General features: G+C 39.8%; 17 protein-coding genes. 6 read left to right on the top strand and 11 right to left on the bottom strand.

Annotated elements, in window-relative coordinates; all coding sequences use genetic code 11:
- Nucleotides 1–71: 71 nt before the first annotated feature.
- Together AB2N10_RS15055 and AB2N10_RS15050 are read left to right on the top strand one after the other, a co-directional pair.
- Nucleotides 72–857, top strand: a complete 786-nt coding sequence (locus tag AB2N10_RS15055) for a hypothetical protein (RefSeq protein WP_369434038.1) — start codon at nt 72–74, stop codon at nt 855–857.
- Between the two features lie 235 nt (nt 858–1092).
- Entirely contained in the window at nt 1093–1959 is an 867-nt protein-coding gene (locus AB2N10_RS15050; RefSeq protein WP_354623181.1) for a DMT family transporter, read from the top strand.
- A gap of 92 nt (nt 1960–2051) precedes the next feature.
- Here AB2N10_RS15050 and glgC read toward each other — a convergent pair whose 3' ends face one another.
- On the bottom strand, nt 2052–3323 hold the full coding sequence (glgC, locus tag AB2N10_RS15045; protein WP_354623180.1) for a glucose-1-phosphate adenylyltransferase: 1272 nt from the start codon (nt 3321–3323) through the stop codon (nt 2052–2054).
- Between the two features lie 703 nt (nt 3324–4026).
- Here glgC and AB2N10_RS15040 point away from each other — a divergent pair.
- The 3 genes from AB2N10_RS15040 to AB2N10_RS15030 are packed head-to-tail and all read left to right on the top strand — an operon-like array spanning nt 4027 to nt 6279.
- Nucleotides 4027–4485 carry a methylglyoxal synthase gene (locus tag AB2N10_RS15040; protein ID WP_354623179.1) on the top strand — a complete coding sequence of 153 codons (459 nt, stop codon included), beginning with the start codon at nt 4027–4029 and terminating at the stop codon, nt 4483–4485.
- A 23-nt stretch (nt 4486–4508) separates the two neighbouring features.
- The gene (locus tag AB2N10_RS15035; RefSeq protein ID WP_369434037.1) at nt 4509–5609 is read left to right on the top strand and encodes a YcbX family protein; all 1101 of its coding nucleotides are present in this window, start codon (nt 4509–4511) and stop codon (nt 5607–5609) included.
- A gap of 10 nt (nt 5610–5619) precedes the next feature.
- Nucleotides 5620–6279, top strand: a complete 660-nt coding sequence (locus tag AB2N10_RS15030; RefSeq protein ID WP_354623176.1) for a hypothetical protein — start codon at nt 5620–5622, stop codon at nt 6277–6279.
- On the opposite strand, the gene AB2N10_RS15025 is transcribed toward AB2N10_RS15030, so the two are convergent.
- The 4 genes from AB2N10_RS15025 to metA all read right to left on the bottom strand — a co-directional run bounded on the left by AB2N10_RS15025 (nt 6273) and on the right by metA (nt 15458).
- A complete protein-coding gene (locus AB2N10_RS15025) occupies nt 6273–7697 on the bottom strand; it encodes a DEAD/DEAH box helicase (RefSeq protein ID WP_369434680.1) in 1425 nt (474 codons plus the stop codon). The two genes, AB2N10_RS15030 and AB2N10_RS15025, sit on opposite strands and share 7 nt — an antisense overlap.
- A 437-nt stretch (nt 7698–8134) precedes the next feature.
- Nucleotides 8135–9517, bottom strand: a complete 1383-nt coding sequence (locus tag AB2N10_RS15020; RefSeq protein ID WP_354623175.1) for an SWIM zinc finger family protein — start codon at nt 9515–9517, stop codon at nt 8135–8137.
- Between the two features lie 195 nt (nt 9518–9712).
- A complete protein-coding gene (gene metH / locus AB2N10_RS15015; protein WP_354623174.1) occupies nt 9713–13396 on the bottom strand; it encodes a methionine synthase in 3684 nt (1227 codons plus the stop codon).
- A gap of 1138 nt (nt 13397–14534) precedes the next feature.
- Nucleotides 14535–15458 carry a homoserine O-succinyltransferase gene (gene metA / locus AB2N10_RS15010; protein WP_369434036.1) on the bottom strand — a complete coding sequence of 308 codons (924 nt, stop codon included), beginning with the start codon at nt 15456–15458 and terminating at the stop codon, nt 14535–14537.
- A gap of 133 nt (nt 15459–15591) precedes the next feature.
- Between metA and AB2N10_RS15005 the strand changes: the two genes are divergently transcribed.
- Nucleotides 15592–16077: a GNAT family N-acetyltransferase gene (locus tag AB2N10_RS15005; protein ID WP_354623173.1), complete on the top strand. Its 486-nt coding sequence runs from the start codon at nt 15592–15594 to the stop codon at nt 16075–16077.
- Between the two features lie 2 nt (nt 16078–16079).
- Here AB2N10_RS15005 and AB2N10_RS15000 read toward each other — a convergent pair whose 3' ends face one another.
- The 6 genes from AB2N10_RS15000 to gspL form a co-directional block, all read right to left on the bottom strand.
- Nucleotides 16080–17423, bottom strand: coding sequence for an MATE family efflux transporter (locus AB2N10_RS15000; protein ID WP_354623172.1), 1344 nt, complete (start codon nt 17421–17423; stop codon nt 16080–16082).
- A gap of 31 nt (nt 17424–17454) precedes the next feature.
- Nucleotides 17455–18090, bottom strand: coding sequence for an SCO family protein (locus tag AB2N10_RS14995; RefSeq protein ID WP_354623171.1), 636 nt, complete (start codon nt 18088–18090; stop codon nt 17455–17457).
- Nucleotides 18091–18093: 3 nt separating this feature from the next.
- Nucleotides 18094–18723 carry a transcriptional repressor LexA gene (gene lexA, locus AB2N10_RS14990; RefSeq protein ID WP_369434035.1) on the bottom strand — a complete coding sequence of 210 codons (630 nt, stop codon included), beginning with the start codon at nt 18721–18723 and terminating at the stop codon, nt 18094–18096.
- Between the two features lie 387 nt (nt 18724–19110).
- Nucleotides 19111–19860, bottom strand: a complete 750-nt coding sequence (locus AB2N10_RS14985) for a type II secretion system protein N (protein ID WP_354623170.1) — start codon at nt 19858–19860, stop codon at nt 19111–19113.
- Between the two features lie 25 nt (nt 19861–19885).
- Nucleotides 19886–20368, bottom strand: a complete 483-nt coding sequence (locus AB2N10_RS14980; RefSeq protein ID WP_354623169.1) for a type II secretion system protein M — start codon at nt 20366–20368, stop codon at nt 19886–19888.
- Entirely contained in the window at nt 20368–21564 is a 1197-nt protein-coding gene (gspL, locus tag AB2N10_RS14975) for a type II secretion system protein GspL (protein ID WP_354623168.1), read from the bottom strand. The genes AB2N10_RS14980 and gspL overlap by 1 nt, the downstream gene beginning before the upstream one ends.
- Between the last annotated feature and the right edge of the window lie 27 nt (nt 21565–21591).

Here is a 21591-nt window from a genome sequence, read left to right as displayed (position 1 = left end):
CCCCTTATTTAACGGGTAAAAATATTTTGAAGCTATATTACAGAAAAATACATTCCTTATTTTTTTCCATAATGTTATTACCATGTTTAATAACAAAGGCTTATTCCGACGAAATCACATTACATGTGCCCATTGTCGATGAAAGCCCCCAATTACATCTATTTTTTCATGAACTTTTAGAAACCGCGATTACAGAAATTGGCCAGACACCACAACTCATCAGTACGAGATTACCCCAACGCAGAATAAAAAGTTATTTAGATCAAGGCCTCATATCTATCTATTGGGCAATAGAACACGATGAAGAAGACAAAAAATACATTCCGATTAAAGTTGGGCTAACGGCGGGTTTAATTGGCCAACGTATACTTCTCATAAAAAATGGCGATCAAAATATTTACAGCAAAGTAGATGACTTAGATTCATTTCGTGAGTTGGGGCTTGTCGCTGGAATGGGCAAAGATTGGTTTGATATCAGTGTTTGGAAAGCCAACAAGCTACTCTATAAAGAGGCGCATGGAAATTGGAAATCTATTTTTAAAATGATCCCCTATGGGCGTGATTATAATTACATTTCAAGGGGGATAAATGAAATACTTGTTGAGGCAGAAGAATATGATGACTTACAAATAGAGAGTAAATTAGTACTTATTTATAACCGCGATTTTCAGTTCTACCTCAGTAAAAATGGTGTAAATTCAGGTGAGAAATATCAACAAATTATTGAGTTAGCAATAAAAAACGCCCAAAAAAGTGGCTTGATAGATCGCCTAGTCAATAAGTACTGGGGAGATGCTTTTAAACGACTTAACTATGAAAACCGAGTTAAAATTTATCTGCAAACACCAGAGGCATAAACTAGCATGACGAAATATAACGCCAGCTATCTCTTTGTGAATATCAACGATAATATTTGTTGCTAGCCAGTAACAAAAATACAGCCATAGCTACAACGCCTCTCATTTTTTCTGCTTATTTATTGATAATATTGGCTTGTTTTTATGCGCCATTAGTATATTGTGCCTGCAACTCACTAAAGGACTATCTACAAAGTTAATAAGGATCAGACTTCCCCATCCTATAGGTCTATCAATGAACTCTAATCGACAAGCTGAACTGATTTTAGTTGCCACCACTTTACTCGCAGCGGCTGGCTGGGTATTTTCTAAACAAGCTATTCAAGGTTTACCCCCCTTTGGCTTTATTGGCATGCGTTTTTTGTTAGCATCACTCTGTTTACTCCCATTTTGTATTAAAGCATTAAAAGAAGCCTCCTGGTCAGATTGTTTTAAAGCAATGCGAGTTGGCGTTCTTCTGGGAGGAGCTATTTTCTGCTGGATATATGCTATCTCCATTAGTGATACACTAGGAGAAGGCGCTTTTATCATGAGCTTATCCATGCTCTTGGTTCCATTACTCGCTTGGCCTCTTTTTGGCACTAAACCTGCCCGCCTCTTTTGGATATCACTACCCATCGCTATTATCGGCTTATTTTTACTCTCTTGGAATGGCCAATGGGTGGTCTCTCGCAGTCAATTTTGGTACTTAATCTCCGCCTTTGGGTTAGCCCTGCATTTCAACTTTAATAGTAAGTACTCTTCGAAATTACCTCCCATGTTACTAACGACCTTACAGTTATTTGTCGGTGGCATATTGGGCATATTATTATCGTTATTGTTTGAAACGATACCCACGCAGGTGAGCCTGATTACGTGGCAATGGTTCGCGCTGAGTGTATTACTTGCAACCAGTTTACGTTATTTAATGCAAACCGTTGGGCAAAAGCATGCAACACCAGCCAATGCGGCTATTCTGATGTTACTTGAACCCATTTGGACTTTATTATTAAGTGTGCTGATTTATGAAGAATCAATGCCGATTAACAAGGTGCTAGGATGTGCTTTACTTTTTTTCGCACTGCTTTTTTATCGCCTAGGGAATCGTTTAAAAAGCAACTAATAAAAAAAAATCAGGGTAAACAGAGTTACCCTGATTCTATTTCAACTGTTCACAACCCACAAAAATGAATGGGGTTAATGGCTAACTTGATATTATTGTGTTTTTTTCGTTAATGCTTTTAACATATGGCGAGTAACCAACGTAATACCTTTATCCGTAACACGGAAACCATTCGCTATATCTTGCTCTCTATCGTAACCGATAGTCAATCCGGCAGGGATCTTACAGTTACTATCAACGATAACGCGTTTTAATTTACAATACTCGCCCACATCGCTGCCATGCAAGATCACCGACTCTTCAATGACACTATGAGAGTGCGTATGAACACTTGAATATAACAATGATTTACGCACCGTTGAACCAGAGATAATACAACCACCTGATACCGTTGAGTCAACCGCCATACCACGACGTTCGTCATTATCAAAGATAAATTTTGCCGGTGGTAACTGCTGTTGATAGGTCCAAATAGGCCAAGATGTATCGTATAAATCAAGCTGAGGGGCTGGTGCAACTAGCTCCATATTAGCTTCCCAAAAGGAATCTAGTGTACCCACATCACGCCAATAAGGCTGGTTATCACTGTCGGGATCTTTAAATGCATAAGCAAAAATATTATTGTGTTTAATAATAGACGGAATAATATCATGTCCAAAATCACGCGTGGAATCGTCATTTTCACGATCTTTCAATAGATGGTCGAATAAAAAGTCTGTATTAAATAGATAATTACCCATTGAAGCTAGACACTGACCCGGCTTATTCGGTATGTCATTCGGATTAGCAGGCTTTTCATCAAAGGCAACTATTCGCCCTTCATCATTAACGGTCATTACACCGAAACTACCCGCCGCCTCTTGTGTTGGCACTTCAAGACAGCACACTGTCATATCGGCATTATTGGCAACATGTTGAGCAATCAGAGGGCCATAATCCATTCGGTAAACATGGTCACCGGATAAAATCAAAATATACTTAGGGCGCTCAGTCAGAATGATATCCATATTTTGATAAACGGCGTCGGCAGTACCCATATACCAATCATCACCATAACGTTGTGACGCAGGCAATATCTCCACAAATTCAGATAAATTTGCTTTGAAACTTCCCCAACCACAATTAATGTGTCGGATTAAAGAGTGTGACTTATATTGTGTGGCGACACCAACACGGTTAATACCAGAGTTGATACAGTTTGATAACGGGAAATCGATGATACGGAACTTACCACCAAAATAGACGGCAGGTTTGGCACGCTCATCTGTTAATTCAAACAATCGACTACCACGACCACCAGCGAGAATTAATGCGTAAGTATCTTTAGTAAGGTGACTAATATGTCTATCAGTATTGTTCGTCATAAAACAGATCCTAATGGTTGAGGATGAATGGTCCTAATTTATAAAAAATTCATCAGTTTATTGGTATAGATATTAAGTATTAGCAAATACTATCGGTTCCATTAAATTCTGTAATTCGTTCCTAAATTCCAACTACAATTAGTAAGGATAATATTTGAGCACCGACTAGGATAACAGAGAAGTAATCGCTTCCAATTAATAACTGTAAACTAATTGATCTATAACTTCTTCACTATCTTAGCTCGTAAATAAGCTCACTTAAGGCGTTGGAGACACGACAGTATTCATTTTAATGATACGTAATACTAAAGTACCACTTGATTATATGATCTAGAATCAATCGATTACCAGCACTATATGTAAACATTTCCACTAACTTAAATAAGCTCTACATAGCTCACATTTTGCACGTTATCTGATCTTATATTGTTGCAAATCGACTTAATTCGTAGTACGCATTAAGTCGATTTACAACAATACAACCCCAATAAAAGTAAAATAAAAATCTATTGAAGAGCAACAACCTGCATATTTTACGCTGTTTTTTTGTACGACTTTATCGAGATTAGCACAAACCTTCTCTACCTCCTCATCGACCTTTAGCTGTTAACTGACTTTTTTAGTAAAAAAATCTAAAAATAGATTTGAGATTTAATGGCAAATACCAGATGATATGTCACTTGAGAACCCTAAAGGAATAACAATGGAATACACAACACGCGAACTTGCCAAGCATAAAAATGTTGCCTTGGTTGCACATGATAATATGAAGACACAACTTTTAGCATGGTCAGGCAGACGAATTGATATACTAAAATCACACCACCTCTATGCAACTGGCACAACAGGTAGCCTATTGTCTAAAGAGCTAGGTTTACCCATTAAATGCCTATTTTCCGGGCCAATGGGGGGAGACCAACAACTTGGCGCGAAAATAGCAGAAGGTGAAATTGATTTGTTAATTTTCTTCTGGGATCCAATGAATGCAGTCCCACATGACCCTGATGTGAAAGCCCTACTCCGTTTAGCAACGGTCTGGAATATTCCTGTTGCGACAAATATATCGACCGCGGACTTTATCCTAGATTCAATACATATGAACAACAGTTACCAAACGCGCATTCCAGACTATAAAGGCTACTTAGCAGAACGAACTCAATAACTCATTGATCAAAGGAATAAAGCTTGCAGACTCTCACTGACATCTATATTTATCCAATTAAATCGGTAAAAGCGATCAGTCAACCTGCAGCAGAGGTTGAAGAGTCTGGACTTTGCTTTGATCGTCGCTATATGCTAGTCGATCTGCAAGGCCAATTTATCACTGGACGTACCCACCCTCAGCTCACACAAATAACCATACAATTTACTCGACAATCATTGCTGGTCTCGGCAGCAAACATGGAAAACTTAGTCATCACCCCCGATGACTTTGATGACAAAATGCAACGAGCTCAAATTTGGTCCGATCATGTCCAGGCGCAACATTGTAATGTTCGTTACGATCAATGGTTTTCTGAATATTTACAACAACCTTGCCAATTACTGTTCTTTTCGGAGCAGACCAGACGATTAGTAAAAAACCGTGAAACCTCTGTCTCTTTTGCCGATGGTTATCCACTATTACTGGTCAACCAAGCCTCCGTTGAGCAACTCAATGCTCGTTTACAAAAACCAGTTACAGCATTACATTTTCGTCCTAATATTGTTGTGAAAGGGGATTTCCCCTTTGTTGAAGATAGTTGGGCTCGTATTAAAATCGGCGAGGTAGAATTTGAGGTTAGTAAACCCTGCTCACGCTGCCCCTTTACCAATGTTGACCCTAAAACCGGTCACTCAGCGGACAATGAACCATTGGCGACATTATCCACATTTCGCTACCACCAAGGCGATATCGACTTCGGTCAAAACCTTATTCCTTTGAATAGCGGTATGATTCGCGCAGGCGATGAAGTAAAAGTATTAGCCACGCAGGCCGCTCCTTTCTATAGCTCCTTAAAGGATAATGCTGTTAATAACAAAAAAGAGCTCAATATTCATTTTCAAGGCTCCGATTTTGTTGCCCATGGTGATAATCAGCAACTACTATTAGATCAGGCAGAGCAGGCGGGAATTAATATTCCCCACTCATGTCGAGGCGGAAAATGCGGACGCTGCAAGGTACAATTACTTGCAGGAGAGGTAACAACGCTTAATCAAGAGGGGTTAACGGACACAGAGATAGAGCAAGGCTATGTATTAGCTTGCAGTACTATTCCGTTATCAGACATTAGTATTAACCGCTGAGAAGATGATAATGACAACAGATGACCATGCAACCATACCCGAAAATGATACGGATAAATTGATAGCCTTATTAGGTATCACCAATAATATAAACGAAGCTGGATATATTCTTCCCGATGGTCGTTTGTTACACCTAGATCGTAGCAACTGCTTTAAACGTAAAAATCACCTTGATGTATTAAAACTGTTACCCGATTTTATTGGCCAAGAGCACTCCATAATCGATACCGATATGATAGCTTTTATGGCTAAAGAGCAATTAGTTCGCTTTTGTATTGATGGTAAAATCCACACAGCCTGTAAACCAACTTCACAACAATTACGCAAAATCTATAGTGTTTTAGCTTATCGCTCCAATCCCTTTGAAATAATTCTCTCTAACGCTGCGGGAATGACCTTGGCTCAGCATAAAGTCTCTGGCTCCAGTATGAAGGCACTGGTCGATATTTTTGATACCTACACTAAGAAAAACGATCATCTCTATATTGATGATGAGTTTTGTGTCGAGCAAGACGACAAATATTATCAATTGATTTTTCGTCCGACCATGAAATGCATCGGCAAAATGAACAAAAATAGCAGCATGATAAAAATGGATCCTCTCTATAAAGAGGTCACGCCGCTATTTTTAAAGCTGATTAAGCAAGACAAACTAGAAGACGCTCAATAACGCTCAAATAGTTTCAATAGGGCATCGCTATTGTCAGGGATAAGTTTATCTTCTTTATCAAGACCATAAATACTATCAGCGAGTTTTTGCTTATGTGCTTGTAGAGCCAAAACCCGCTCTTCTACGGTATGCTCACAAATCAACTTATAAACAAAAACGGGTTTATCTTGGCCGATACGATAAGCCCTATCGGTTGCTTGATTTTCAACAGCAGGGTTCCACCAAGGATCATAGTGAATAACAGTATCTGCGGCCGTTAGATTCAGCCCCACCCCCCCCGCTTTTAAGGAGATAAGAAAGATAGGTACTTCACCAGCTTGAAACTTATCAATAATTTCACTGCGATTACGAGTTTGTCCGGTTAATTTAACAAAATCGAGTCCACGCTCTTGCAGTGATTGTTCAATTAACCCTAACATTTGGGCAAATTGTGAGAAAATCAAAATCCGGCGACCCTCTTCAACCATCTCGGGAACAATTTCCATCAAGAAGTCTAATTTAGCGGAACTCTTAATCCCTTGAGCATGTTCAAGCTTCACTAAGCGCGGGTCACAACAAGCTTGGCGTAACTTTAATAAAGCATCTAAAAACTCAATACGACTGCGTGCCATACCTTTCTCTTTCAGCAGATCCCGTACTTTAGCTTCCATGGTAATACGGATGCTTTCGTAAAGCGTGCGCTGGTCATTAGGTAAGACAACTTTATGTACTATTTCCGTTTTAGCTGGTAACTCCTTTGCGACTTCATCTTTAGTACGACGCAACAGGAATGGCTGGGTTTTTTGCAATAGCCAATTTTGTATTTGCACATTTCCTTCCCCTTCAATCCCTTTGCGATAAAAGCGATTAAAAGTACTATTTGTCCCGAGAAAACCAGGCATTAGAAAGTCAAATAGAGACCAGAGCTCGCCCAAATGATTTTCCATCGGTGTGCCCGTTAAACACAGTCGCTGCTTGCCGTTAAGCTGTTTGATACTTTTGGTCATTTTTGCCAATGGATTTTTAATCGTTTGCGCTTCATCGAGAATAATATCAGAGAAATGCAATGGCTCTAATTCACTAAAATCGCGCCCGATTAAGGGATAGGTCGTTATCACCAAGTCAAAATCCGAAATGGCAGAAAAATATTGTTTACGATCTGCGCCATGCAAAAGCAACACCTTCAAACTAGGCGTAAATTTGGTCGCCTCATTTAACCAGTTGCCAACCAGTGACGTTGGGCAAATAACCAATGCAGGTTGCTCAAGCTGTTGAATCTGTTTTTTATAGAGCAGATAGGCTAGTGTTTGGATAGTTTTTCCTAGTCCCATATCGTCTGCCAGCACGCCAGAAAAGCCATATTCATTTAAAAATACCAACCAATTTAAACCACTAAGCTGATAATCTCGCAGTGTTGCCTGCAAGCCTTCGGGCAGCACAACCTCTTTGATACCCGTAAAATTGCTCAACTTGTCCGCCAGCGCCTTAACATGCTCACCACCGACCCAACGGTTGATTTCCGGTAGTTGTGCTAGTAAAGCCGCCTGACTCTGTGGAAGATGAATGGTGTCATGATTGACTTCCCCTAGCTCTTGCAAAATAGAGAGAATAGGCTGAATCGATTCTCGTTTGACTCGCAAAGGGCGACCGTTGGCCTGCGCCAAAAGAATATCGTGATCATGTTGTTGCCAATCTTCATTATTACGTAACCACTCTAATAATAGCGGCAATAACTCGATACGTTGACCTTCTATTTCAATTGATACCCCAAGGTCAAACCAATGCCCCTGCTCTTCAACGGCAATATCAATACTGTCAATCTGCTCACTCTCTAATGCCAACTCTGGTGCAATGTCAAAACGCCACCCGAGTACCTCTAGTCGTGCTTTATGGGCGGTGAGTAAAGATAGCCACTGAAACTGCTGAGTTCCCCTAATTCTGGAGGTAAAATGCCAAGCATGGCGGTCGTTGCAGGTTGACTGGAATCGTACATCCGCAGATCCAATAAACACAAATTATCAAACTGCCGCAACGCCTCGGTTTCATAAGCAAGGTCTCTCGATATTGTGACAATTTCATTGTTTAGCATAAACTGGTTACGCGAAGGCTCACTGAGTACATCAGGATCAAGCGTTAAATCACCGTAATGAAATGTTAAACGGGCAATGAATAGTGACTGACCTTTGATCTGTTTATCGCTCAGAGAAAAGACCACCTGTAACTTATCATTAATAGTATGTGTCGGATAAATGATCGGATTTGGAAAAATGGCTTGCGGAAAACGCAACGATACTTTTTCTGTAAAATGCTGACATTGTTTCGCGGCTAAAGGTGGCGTTTGTAAAAGTGATAAAATCCAGTCCCGGTCAAACTCGCTCTCTATTTCACCGACTTCTCCACTATCAGTATCAATAAAATAAGGGGTAGGCGTGGGGATCAGTAACCAATGCAGGCTATCCTGTAATGAAACTTGTAGTTGTTTTAACTCATCATCCTTTTCAAGCCATTGTAATGAAAGTGATTTTTTTACGGCCTTAGTTAAAGGAAGGGAAATATCTTCCCAAAAACAGCGTCCTGTTGCTAATATTTTTTGTAAAGCAAGCTGGTCATGCTCATTAAAAATGGTTGTTTTGGCGAGTTTAGTGACGCGACCTTCTTTCGCCAACAGCAGCTGTAAGATACTAACATCTTCGGCAGTCACCCATTTATAACTCTCCATCCATAATTCATTTTCGGCTACGGCAACGAGATCTTTTTCTGTAAAAACCAGCGCATCTTCACTTTTTAAAAAACGAGCCGCACCATACTCAACCTGCAAATATTGGAATTTATGGTTATAACTATTTTTATTAAAGGAGAGGCGAAAATAGCCTTCGTAGGCACTGGGGTCACTTTTCTTCTGTTTTTTCTGTAATTGTTGCTGCAGCACTTCAAACCAAGTTTGGTAACTATTTTCAATATTATAATTGGGCGTATCTGCTTGGTAGGCCAACAATAGAGCAACAGCATGTTTACAATTCCACCCCACCGGGCAGGTGCAATTACTATGAATAATGAAACCACCTTTGTTAGATGGCTTAATCGATGCGCTGGTTTGGTATGGAGTTTCTGAGCTGCCTTTTACATAACCACTTAATTTATTAGATACTTCATCATACTCACAAGATAACACTCGGCTCTCTTTAAAATAGCGTGTGCCACGGTCAATAATATTACGACCAAAACTTGTAGAAATATCTTGCGCGGTTATCTTGGGCATTTGTCTACTCAACTCTAAAAAATGGATCGTTAATGATAAAGAGGTCAACTCAATAAGGGAAGGATAATTCTAAAATTTGTCGAGAAATGATTAAACAGCAAAGGCGATAAGGGAAATTAACGAAGTAGTATGGGTATAACAACAAAGCTACGCTTACTGTCGATAAGTAAGCGTAGCTAAATCGAAGTTTAATCTTTACGATAAATTAGGACCAAGCCAACGTTCAGCGGTCGCCAAATCCCAACCTTTACGAGTCGCATAATCTTCAAGTTGATCCTGCTGGATTTGTGCAACTGCAAAATATTTACTCTCTGGATGCGAGAATATCCACCCAGATACAGCCGCTCCCGGATACATCGCATAACTGGAGGTTAACTGCATACCGATCTGCTCCTCAACATCAAGCAGATCCCAAATAACCTGCTTTTCACTGTGTTCAGGGCAAGCAGGGTAACCAGGCGCGGGCCTAATTCCCTGGTATTTTTCTCTAATTAAATCATCGTTTTGCAAAGTCTCATCGGCAGCAAAGCCCCAGTACTCTTTGCGCGTTTTTTGATGCAAATACTCGGCAAATGCTTCGGCTAAGCGATCGCAGACCGCTTGTACTAAAATTGCATTGTAATCGTCATGTGCTTCTTTATAACGATTCGCCACCTCTTTTTCACCTATCCCCCCGGTTACGGCAAAGGCTGCAAAGTAATCGGCGATACCCGATGATTTTGGCGCAATATAGTCAGCTAAACAGTGATTAACAAAAGGCGGTTTTTTCTCGTTTTGTTGACGTAATTGATGACTCACCTGTAATATTTCACGACGCGATTCATCACTATATATTTCAATACTGTCACCATTACTATTGGCAGGAAAAATACCAACAATACCACTCGCAGAAATCTCACCTTGTTGTGCAATAGTATCTAACATCGCTAACGCATCGTTAAACAGACGCGTAGCCTCTTCACCAACAACGTCATCCTGTAGAATACGCGGATATTTTCCCGCTAAGCCCCAAGTCATAAAGAAAGGTGTCCAGTCAATATAGTCACGCAGTACCGCGATCGGCATTTTAGTGATCACTTGTACACCAAGTTTATTCGGTACAGGTGGTTGGTAATTTGCCCAATCAATTTTAGCGCTATTGGCACGCGCGCGTTGTAGTGAAATAGGCGCACTACGTGGCCGTTTATTTGCATGCTGCTCGCGTACACGGCGATAATCTTCATCTAATTTGGCAACAAACTCTTCTTTATGTTTCGGCGTTAATAGCTTTTGACATACCCCTACTGCTCGCGAAGCATTCGAAACATAGACAACAGGGTGGTCATAATTTTGCTCTATTTTCACTGCGGTATGGGCTTTGGAAGTTGTTGCACCACCAATGAGTAGAGGTAATGTTAATCCTTGACGTTGCATCTCTTTGGCAACATAAACCATTTCATCAAGAGAAGGAGTGATCAAGCCCGACAATCCAATAATATCGGCATTTTCCGCGATCGCCGTTTTGATTATTTTGTCCGTCGGCACCATCACACCCAAGTCAATGATCTCATAGTTATTACACTGCAAAATAACCCCCACAATATTTTTACCAATATCGTGGACATCGCCTTTGACCGTTGCCATGACTATTTTACCGTTACTCTCTCCAGCCTGTTTAGTCAATTCAATATAGGGATTGAGGTAGGCAACCGCTTGTTTCATTACGCGAGCGGATTTAACAACCTGAGGGAGGAACATTTTACCCGCACCGAATAAATCCCCCACAATATTCATGCCATCCATCAAAGGACCTTCAATAACCTCAATCGGCATAGCAAACGAGAGACGAGCTTCTTCGGTATCTTGTTCGATGAATTCAGTGATCCCTTTGACTAGGGCATGGGCAATACGTTCATTAACAGGGAGTGTACGCCACTCTAACGCCTTGCCATCGTCCACTTTTTCGACACCGGAATCTCGATATTTTTCAGCAATGTCGAGTAGTGCATCGGTAGCATCGGGGCTAGTATTAAGCACCACTGCTTCAACGGCATCTTTTAACTCTTTGGGAATATCATCATAAATTGCTAACTGCTCAGCATTAACGATCCCCATATCCATCCCGTTTTTACAACAGTAGTAAAGGAAGACGGCATGAATAGCCTCACGCACCGGATTATTACCACGGAATGAGAAAGAGACATTCGAAACACCACCGGAAATCATCGCATGGGGCAGGTTATCTTTAATATCCTTAACCGCTTCGATAAAATCAACGGCATAATTATTATGTTCTTCAATCCCAGTCGCTACGGCGAATATATTAGGATCGAAAATAATATCTTCAGGCGGGAAACCAACTTGATTCACCAAAATATCATAGGAGCGCTGACAAATTTCAAATTTACGAGCACGCGTATCGGCCTGCCCCACTTCATCAAAGGCCATGACAATCACAGCAAAACCATAACGACGTATCAATGTTGCCTGTTCGATAAACTTATCAACCCCCTCTTTCATACTAATGGAGTTGACAATTCCTTTACCTTGCACACACTTTAAACCCGCTTCTAATATTTCCCATTTTGACGAATCGACCATAATGGGTACACGAGAAATATCTGGCTCAGAAGCACATAAATTAAGGAAACGCTGCATCGCATACAATGAATCAAGCATCGCTTCATCCATGTTGATATCAATAATATCAGCACCCGCAACCACTTGCTGTAGCGCAACCTCTAACGCTTCATCATAGAGTTCATCTTTGATTAAACGCTTAAAACGTGCCGAACCGGTCACATTGGTCCGTTCACCCACATTTTGAAATAATGAACTCTTTTTAATGGTTAATGCTTCTAAACCACTTAAACGACAAGCAACTTCAATTTCAGGAATTTCGCGAGGCTTGACACCTGCAACCGCATCAGCCATTGCTTTAATATGCGCAGGAGTCGTACCACAACAACCACCGACTAGATTTAAAAAACCACTTTCAGCCCACTCTTTAATATGCTCAGCCATTTCATCAGCTTCTAAATCATATTCACCGAAGGCATTAGGTAAACCTGCATTAGGGTGTGCCGACACGTAGGTTTCTGAGATGCGAGACATTTCTTGCACATACTGGCGCAATTCATCGGGCCCTAAAGCGCAATTCAAGCCAAATGAGAGAGGTTCAATATGACGTAATGAGTTGTAAAAAGCTTCTGTCGTTTGCCCAGAAAGCGTGCGTCCAGAGGCATCGGTAATCGTCCCAGAGATCATTACTGGTAATTTATAACCTATCTTTTCAAAAACACCACTAATCGCAAAAACAGCCGCTTTGGCATTAAGGGTATCAAAAATGGTTTCCACTAACAGCAGATCACACCCCCCCTCAATTAACGCCAGTGTCGATTCAGTATAAGCAACGACTAACTCATCAAAGCTAACATTACGAAAACCGGGGTCATTAACATCGGGAGAGATAGAACAAGTGCGATTTGTAGGCCCAAGTACGCCAGCGACAAAGCGCGGCCGCTCTGGCGTTTCTGCTGTTTTTTGGTCTGCCACTTGGCGAGCGATACGTGCGGCTTCACGATTAATTTCAGCCGAAAGAGATTCCATCTCATAATCAGCCATCGCAATCGTCGTAGCATTAAAGGTGTTTGTTTCCAAAATATCTGCACCGGCATCAAGATATTGTCGGTGAATGTCTGCAATTACATCAGGTTGCGACAAGACGAGAAGATCGTTATTTCCCTTAACATCACAGGGCCAATCAGCAAAGCGTTCACCACGATAATCTTCTTCTGCAAATTTATAATCTTGGATCATGGTGCCCATGCCACCATCAATAAGAAGAATCTGTTTTTGTAATTGCGCTTTTATAAGCGCACTGCGATCACTAATTGACATATATTTCCCTGCAACAACAATAATTGAACAGCATGTTAACATAAAAGCCGTCTGGATTTACGCCATAAAAGTAATAACTAATTGAAATTTTTTGTTATAAATAATGAATAAATTATTAGAAGTAATACAGAGTGGCAGCAACATCAAGCCAAAAACCGAAGAATTAATTGTGGGGAAATACGGTTATATTTATCGAAAGAGATAACGGAGATAATTTACAACATAAAATCAAATGGTTATACCCGCCGGAGTAAATGGCTGATCTATTTTTCTAGTTAAAATAACTTACTTTTTTGTTGTAAGTTTCGTAAAGGGAGCAACCATTTACATCAACTTACGCCTCAAATTAAGCCATTTTTCCTGCGCAAAATTTAGATCACATACTTAATCCAATTGGTATTAACAAAATAGTTCTATGAGTTATTTTCTATCAACATAAAAAAAGCGAACCGCAGGGGCTCGCTTTTAACTTAAAAGAGCATTGTAATGTCATGACTATAAATATTATTTAATATCATCGGACTGACTCTTCCGCCATCCATCAGCTTGCTACTCCATTATCTGTATAAACCTAAAATACAAACAACAACGGCTTATTAAGAAACAGACTTTCAATCAAAAAGAGCTTTAACAACCTAAACAGATAATAAAAAATAAACTTAACATGCCATCGACTATCACGTTGTAAAAGACGGTTAACCTAGGCGCCATTCTGGCAATGAGCTGTTGTTAATCACAAGCTCCTGATTTGATTACCATCTTTAATAAACTGATACGAAGTAATAATATTTAATTCCTCCCTATTTATGAAAAAATCTACAACTAGCGTTCTACTCTTACTTTCCACCTTATCACTGTTATAAAAGCGTCAAAATAAAAGATTTTATCCTATTGCCCTCAGGCCTACGAGCTACCTAACGCAACTCCTGATTGGATAACAATCTCACCAAAAAACGATATGAAGTAATAATAATCCCTCCAAAACTGTTTTAAGATAATCAACAAACTCTCACGCTTGTTGCGCTAAAGGTACTCTTTTTTCCTCTACTCTAACATTGTAAGTGTAGTCTTGATTTTCTCTATTGCTACTATTTCAAGTAACTTTAATTAAAATTTCCAAAGCAAGATCACAATTAATTTAATCGCTATTGTGTTTACCAAAATCGTAAGGGGTCACTTGATAAACACAGTAATTTAACCAGTTGCTATAAAGTAAATTACCATGACTTCTCCAAGTCGCCCGTGGTAATTCATTTTCGTCATCATTAGGGTAATAATTAACGGGTAAATTAGGGTTCAATCCCTCATCCAGATCTCGTAAATATTCATTATTTAAGGTATTGGCATCATATTCTGGATGGCCTGTAATAAACACTTGCTGACATTTTGGACTCGCCGCTAAATAGACACCAGCACCGGGGGCATCAGCAAATATCGTTAAATCAGTATGATCTGAAATATACTCCGAATCAAATTCAGCAACACGTGATAATGGCGCCCAAAACTGGTCGTCAAATCCTCGTACTAAAGGATGGTGATGGTTATAAGTCGTATGTTGATAAATACCAGAAAGCTTTGTTTTACGCGTTACTTTTTCTAAATTATATAAATAGTTAAGTGCAGCTTGTGCCGCCCAACATAAAAACATGGTTGAGGTTACATTATGGCGAGACCATTCAACTATCTCTTTAAATTTATCCCAGTAGTAAACCTCTTCAAAGGGAACGCTACCCAAGGGCGCACCTGTGATAATAAAACCATCCCATTTCTGATTTTTGACTCGCTCAAAATCACTATAAAATTTATTTAAATGCTCTGTCGGTGTATTTCTTGATGCGCGCGCATCGACACGAATAAGCTCGATATTAACCTGTAATGGTGTGTTCGAGAGCAAACGCATCAACTGTGTTTCGGTTTCAATTTTCTTTGGCATCAAATTTAAAATCAGCACACGCAATGGACGAATATTCTGGTGACTTGCACGTGATTCAGACATAGTAAAAATATTTTCAGACTTTAAAATGCCCGCCGCAGGCAGATCATCAGGAATACGAATAGGCATATAACCTCCACAGAATAGATGTAATAGTTTTAGACATCTAGAAGTCTAACTCAATATGACCAATACAACAAAGCTTTAAATTTAATGATATTATGAAAAACTATTTAACCTATTTATTAGTAAAGGATTGTCAATGTTTACCACTATGCAAGCTGATTTGAGCAATGCTGACCATGCACAAGCTTATTTAACACTGATGTCTCACTATGCCTCTGATCCTATGGGTGGCGGTGAAGATTTATCTGATTTTGCCAAACAGAATCTGGTTGCTGCACTATTAAAACGGTCTGATATTTTTATTGTTTTAGTCTTTAAGGATAAAACGCCCGCGGCACTATTAACAGCTATCGAAGGATTTTCAACATTTGCCTGCAAACCGCTATTTAATATCCATGATGTCGTAGTGCATAATGATTTTCGCGGTCAAGGGTTAACCTCACTGCTTTTTTCTGAAATAGAGCGCATTGCCCATTCTCGAGATTGCTGCAAAATTACTTTAGAAGTACTAGAAGGAAACGAGATAGCAAAGAAAGCCTATGAAAAACAAGGCTTTTCAGGTTATCAATTAGATCCCGCTTATGGAAGTGCTATTTTTTGGACTAAATCTCTCAACAAATAAATTTAGGTGGGAAGCAAAAGCCTTCCCTGCCTATCAATACGTCTATATATCCACAACAAGCTTACCCCTCGCGATAACATAAAAGCATTCATCGCGATCCAAAGCGCGTGATTACCTTGCCCTGAAAAAAGCAACCAAAAGGGGAAATATACTACGACCAAGGAAAATATCATGCTATTGCGCATCTCTTTAGCGCGTGTCATACCGATGAAGACACCATCAAAAACAAATCCTAACATCGCCGTTATTGGAACAATAATCAACCATGGCAAGTAGTGATTTGCTTCATCTTGCACATGTTTAATGGATGTTATTTGCGCAATAATCCAATCACCATAGCTATAAAAAGCAACAAATTGAATGAGACAAAATAGAAAGGCCCAAAATAAGGTCGCATTGATACTCTGTTTTAATGACGATAAATTACGCTGACCAATACTTTTGCCTATCAATGCCTCTACGGCATAGGCCAAGCCATCCATAGAAAATGAGATGATTAGTAAAAATTGCATTAAAACAGCATTCGCAGAGACAATATCATCACCTAACTTCACCCCTTGCATCGTCATAAAGGCAAAGGTTATCTGCAAACATAGTGTGCGAATAAATATATCCATGTTTAATGTGATAAAGCGTTTTAAGGAGGTGAATTGCATTAATAGATGGTAGGATTTTGTAAGATCTCCCTTTTGGTAGTGCGGTCTAAGTCGCTTAAAAACAAAATAACAACCACACATTAAGGCGATATAATCAGCACTTAATGATGCCCAGGCAACCCCTGCGACTTGCCATTTAAAAACGACAACGAATAAGACACTTAGCAGCATATTAACCAGGTTGGTAACAATCAATAAAAACATGGGGACTTTCGCATTCTGCATGCCTAATAACCACCCCAATAGCACCATATTAACTAATGCCGCAGGCGCACTCCAAACTCGGATATCAAAATATTGGCGCGCATAGCGCAGCACTTGCTCACTGCCATCAACAAAATAAAAAGCAAGTTCAGCAATGGGAAACTGTAATAATAGAATTACCATCGCTAATAGTAATGCGATGGCTATTGATTGCATTAATAAACGTAAAATAAGTGAAAAATCATTTGCCCCATAGGCCTGTGCAACTAAACCTGTCGTCGACATTCGTAAAAATACTAATATCCAAAACAGCAGCGTAACAATCATGGAGCCGACAGCAACCCCCGCCAAATAATATGATTCAGGCAGATGCCCTATAACCATAGTATCCACCAGTCCAAGCAGTGGCACACTAATATTTGAAAGCATCATCGGCAGAGCGATAGCGAATATTTTTTTATGTATCGAAAAATCAAATAAAGACATTTACTTTGTTATTCGTTATGTAAAAAGGTGACTACCACTGTTGCTGAAAGCGATGAATATGGTCAACCATTGCATCCATATCAACGTGCGCAATCCCTTGCTCATTCACCCCCGCCTTAAAGGTCGCATGATGCTCGCCATTGGGGTTAATAAGTACCAAAGAAGCACTATGGTCAATCAAATAAAAGGGACCTTCATATCCTTCATCAACTATGCTATAGACTAAACCAAGCGCTTGTGTAAAGGGGATAAGTTGTTCATGAGTGCTACTTAATGCGATAAAGTTCGGATTAAAATAATGAATATAATCAGCGAGGTGGGCCGCTTTATCGCGATTGGGATCAACGGAAATAAAAACAATTTGAGTCTGACTACCTTGCGCTTCGACCAATTTAGGATAGATACGATCGAGGTCTGCTAATGTTGTCGGACAAATGTCGGGACAAAAAGTATAACCGATAAAAAAAAGCGTCCATTTATCCGCTAACTCGTTATTAGAAAAAAATCCACCCGATGAAGCAGTAAATGAAAAGGGAGGAACTCGTTTTCCTTTTTCCTGCAACTCAACATCTGCATTAGATGTCGTTATTAAATAACTTTGAAGACCACCAGCAATACAGCTAGCAATCAACAAAACCGCTACAAAAAAAATCATCCCTAATTTCATTTTCTACATCCAGTCACTATTACGGATCACGCCTACAGCGATACCTTCGATTGCAAACGGCTGATATTGTAAATCTACTTTAATGGGATCAAATAAGCTATTTTCCGCTTTTAATAGCACTTGATCTCCTTCACGATAAAAACGCTTTACAGTAACATCGTCTTCCACCCGGGCAACGACGACTTGGCCATTTTTAATATCTTGCGTTTTATGCACAGCCAGTAGATCACCATCCATAATGCCAATGTCTTTCATACTCTCACCTTGTACCCGCAACAGGAAATTGGCCTGAGGATGAAACAAAGAAGGATCTACATTGTAATGCGCTTCAACGTGCTCCTGTGCAAGAATAGGTTCACCCGCGGCAACTAGACCGATTAAAGGTAATCCCTGTTCGTACTCGGTGGGGTCGGCTTTATCTTCGCCTAAAATGCGAATACCCCGAGAAGTTCCCGATAATATTTCAATAGCCCCTTTACGAGCGAGGGCTTTGAGATGCTCTTCTGCGGCATTTGCACTGCGAAATCCCAGCATTTTAGCTAATTCAACACGCGTCGGAGGCATACCCGTTTTATTGATACAATCTTTAATAACCGCCAAAACTTCGCTCTGACGTTTAGTTAGCTCTTTCATAAATCACCTATGAACTGTAAATAATAACAGTGTATATCTATACCCATGATACTTCAAGAAGCAAAGTCAATAAGAACAAGCGTAGCGAGATGCGAGGCATACAATTGAAGTCTCATTATTTTTCATGCAAAAATAATTTATACCAATCGGATTAAATATGTTATCTAAATTTTGCGCAGAAAAATGGCTTAATTTGAGGCGAAAGTTGACGCAAATGGTTGTTACCTTTGCGAAACTTACAACAAAAAAGTAAGTTATTTTAACCAGTAAAATAATAGATAACAGCGTTGCATTCAATCGTAATAGCGCGCTATTACTCAATCATGCGCCTTGTTCTCCATCATTTTTCCTCAACAAGCTATGACCATAGTATTATCCGAATTGGTATTACAACTTGCCCTTAAAGTTAATAATGGTTGCACCTTCACTATTTTTACCGCCAAGCCAAGATAAAGCATTTTTAATAGCAGGGGCAACGGATGGTGACTCTTTTATTGAACCTTGCAAATGGTAAGCGTTCCCCTCCTGTAATAAAAAGTTCAGCGAGCTATTCATCTGTTTTGACAGTTGTTTTAAATCTGCATTAATATTGCCATCAACACAGCTTAAATTGACATCTACCGTTTGCAGATCAACATTGCCTGCCTTGCTAATTATATTGGCATCTCGCCAAATCAGATAGCCATCAAGTTGCTCACAATAGGCATTACCTTGTGTGGCATGATTAATCAATAAAGAGATCGAACCATTAATATCCACTGGAACAGGTAAGGAGATATATGAAAGCAATTCAGGGGCGGTTAAATCTACCATTAGATTTTCAGCAAACAATCCACCAACACCCCAACCAATCATTCCCTCGCCAGAGACACCATTTGGGTTATAAAATTGTAGCGCGACTTTCACCTGCAGTTTAAGTAACGCAGCCCAGTCAAACTGCCATTTTACATTTTCTAGCTTATATTTTTTTTGTACTAAAATTTGCTTCGCTTTACCATGCCAAATCGCCCCCTGTGCATTATCAACCGTCACGTTTGCATTGGTCGGAATAAAATTCGCAACCGTTGCCGCTGGGAGAGTTAGCAATAGGGAAAGTACATAGAAAAAAATAAATAATAAAATAAGTTTAATTTTCATAGATGGAAACGTCTCTTTGCTTGCCCTAATAACTTACTAATAAACGGTTGATTTTAACTTTACCTGAATCATCCAAACTGGTGACATCGCTTTTCATAACGACTACCCCATAGCGGTTATTTAACTCAGTTAGCCAAGCAATGAAGCGATCAAATGCTACATCATCAATCCACACTTCGACTTCATCCTTTTTATTTACTATACGCGAAAATTCAATGCCATATTGCTTAGCGCTCACATTAAGCACATTGCTTAAACTTGCTTTACGCAGGGGCTTACTGCTTTCACCCATCCCTGCTTGCACTAATTCCGAGGACTTGTCTTCCACCCAACGTAGTGTCTGCTGGGTACGCTGCAACTGCATTTCACTTTCATCTAATTGTTTATTTAATGGCTGCCACCCGCCCCAATAGACCATGGCAACGAGTAAAAACACGGCACTTAACAATGATAATTGTTGTTCGCGTTGAGAAATGCTCTGCCACCATGCTTGAAATCTTTCTAACATTATTTTTTCCTTATGGTCAGCAAACCGCTAACACGATCTTTGCTACTATTTAATGCGCCCTGCTGAACATCAAAATGTTTCGGCAATGAGTTACTAAATTTTTCGAATGCTTGGAAATTATTCGCTGATATTTGTAAATGAAGCTCATTTTTACTCGCATCAAACTTCAAACTATTGGTTTGAAGCTCTGAATTTGCAGCAAATGCTGGCACCAATTCATTAAGCATGAGTAAGAATTGAGAATCGTCACTGCCACCCTGAGTTTCATTAAGCATGCTCTTAATTTTTTTCTTGATACGGGTATATTGCAATTTATTTTGTAAAGGGAATGCTTTTTGGTAGACCACTTCAACCTGCTGCTTCACATTTTGTATCTGTTTTTCTATGTGTAGATAGTGCAAATAACGATTCGTCGCCACCAAGACAAATAAAAATCCTGCCATAATGGCTGCTATTCGCCATTTTTTTAAATGTTTATTCGGTGGCTTTTTAGGTGAGAATTCCCCACTGAGCAAATTAATCTTATTGTTTAAAGTTCCATTTACAAGCAGTTCCATGGGTAACATCGGCGGAGCCTCAAGCCACTCTGCTAATGTTATTTCAGGTCGAGGGCTATAACTGGTAATTTGTTGACTTGCTGCTTGGCATTTACTCTCTAAAAGGATCTCAAGCATACTGCTGTCACAAGCCCATGCGTGATATGGGTCCTCTCGTATTAACCATTGATCATCTAATTGCAGCGCTTGCCATGTTTGGTCATTACCAATCGGCAATGCTAACCCCTCAGGAATAAATTGTTGGCAATTAATTTGCGCGGCGGATAACCAACTTAACCAATCCTCTATTTTGCGTTTATTACAGATAGCAACGGTGACTAAATCCGTTTGCTTCGCGAGCACGGAAAAATGCAAACGCTCAACATCTGTCGCCAATTCTTCTTCAACAATATAGGGCAACGCCTGCTGCATTTGACGATTAAAAGTACCATTAATCTTAATGTCCTTGATATACACATCAACGCTTGGTAATAAACAGATAACTTTGCGCTGTTGTGCTTTCTCCGTTAATAAATCTAGCTGCTTAGCGGTGTCGACTTGCCCAGAGGCAATAATCTCATTTTCACTGTCAGACCATATTAGCCAATGATTTTTTTGCGAAGCTGTACTTGCTAAGCGAATAATTAATCGTTCCGTCACTGACAATCTCCATCTCTTTTAATTACA

It is taken from the genome of Psychromonas sp. MME1, assembly GCF_041080865.1.
Classification (GTDB): domain Bacteria; phylum Pseudomonadota; class Gammaproteobacteria; order Enterobacterales; family Psychromonadaceae; genus Psychromonas.
This window is presented reverse-complemented; position numbering and strand designations above follow the sequence as displayed.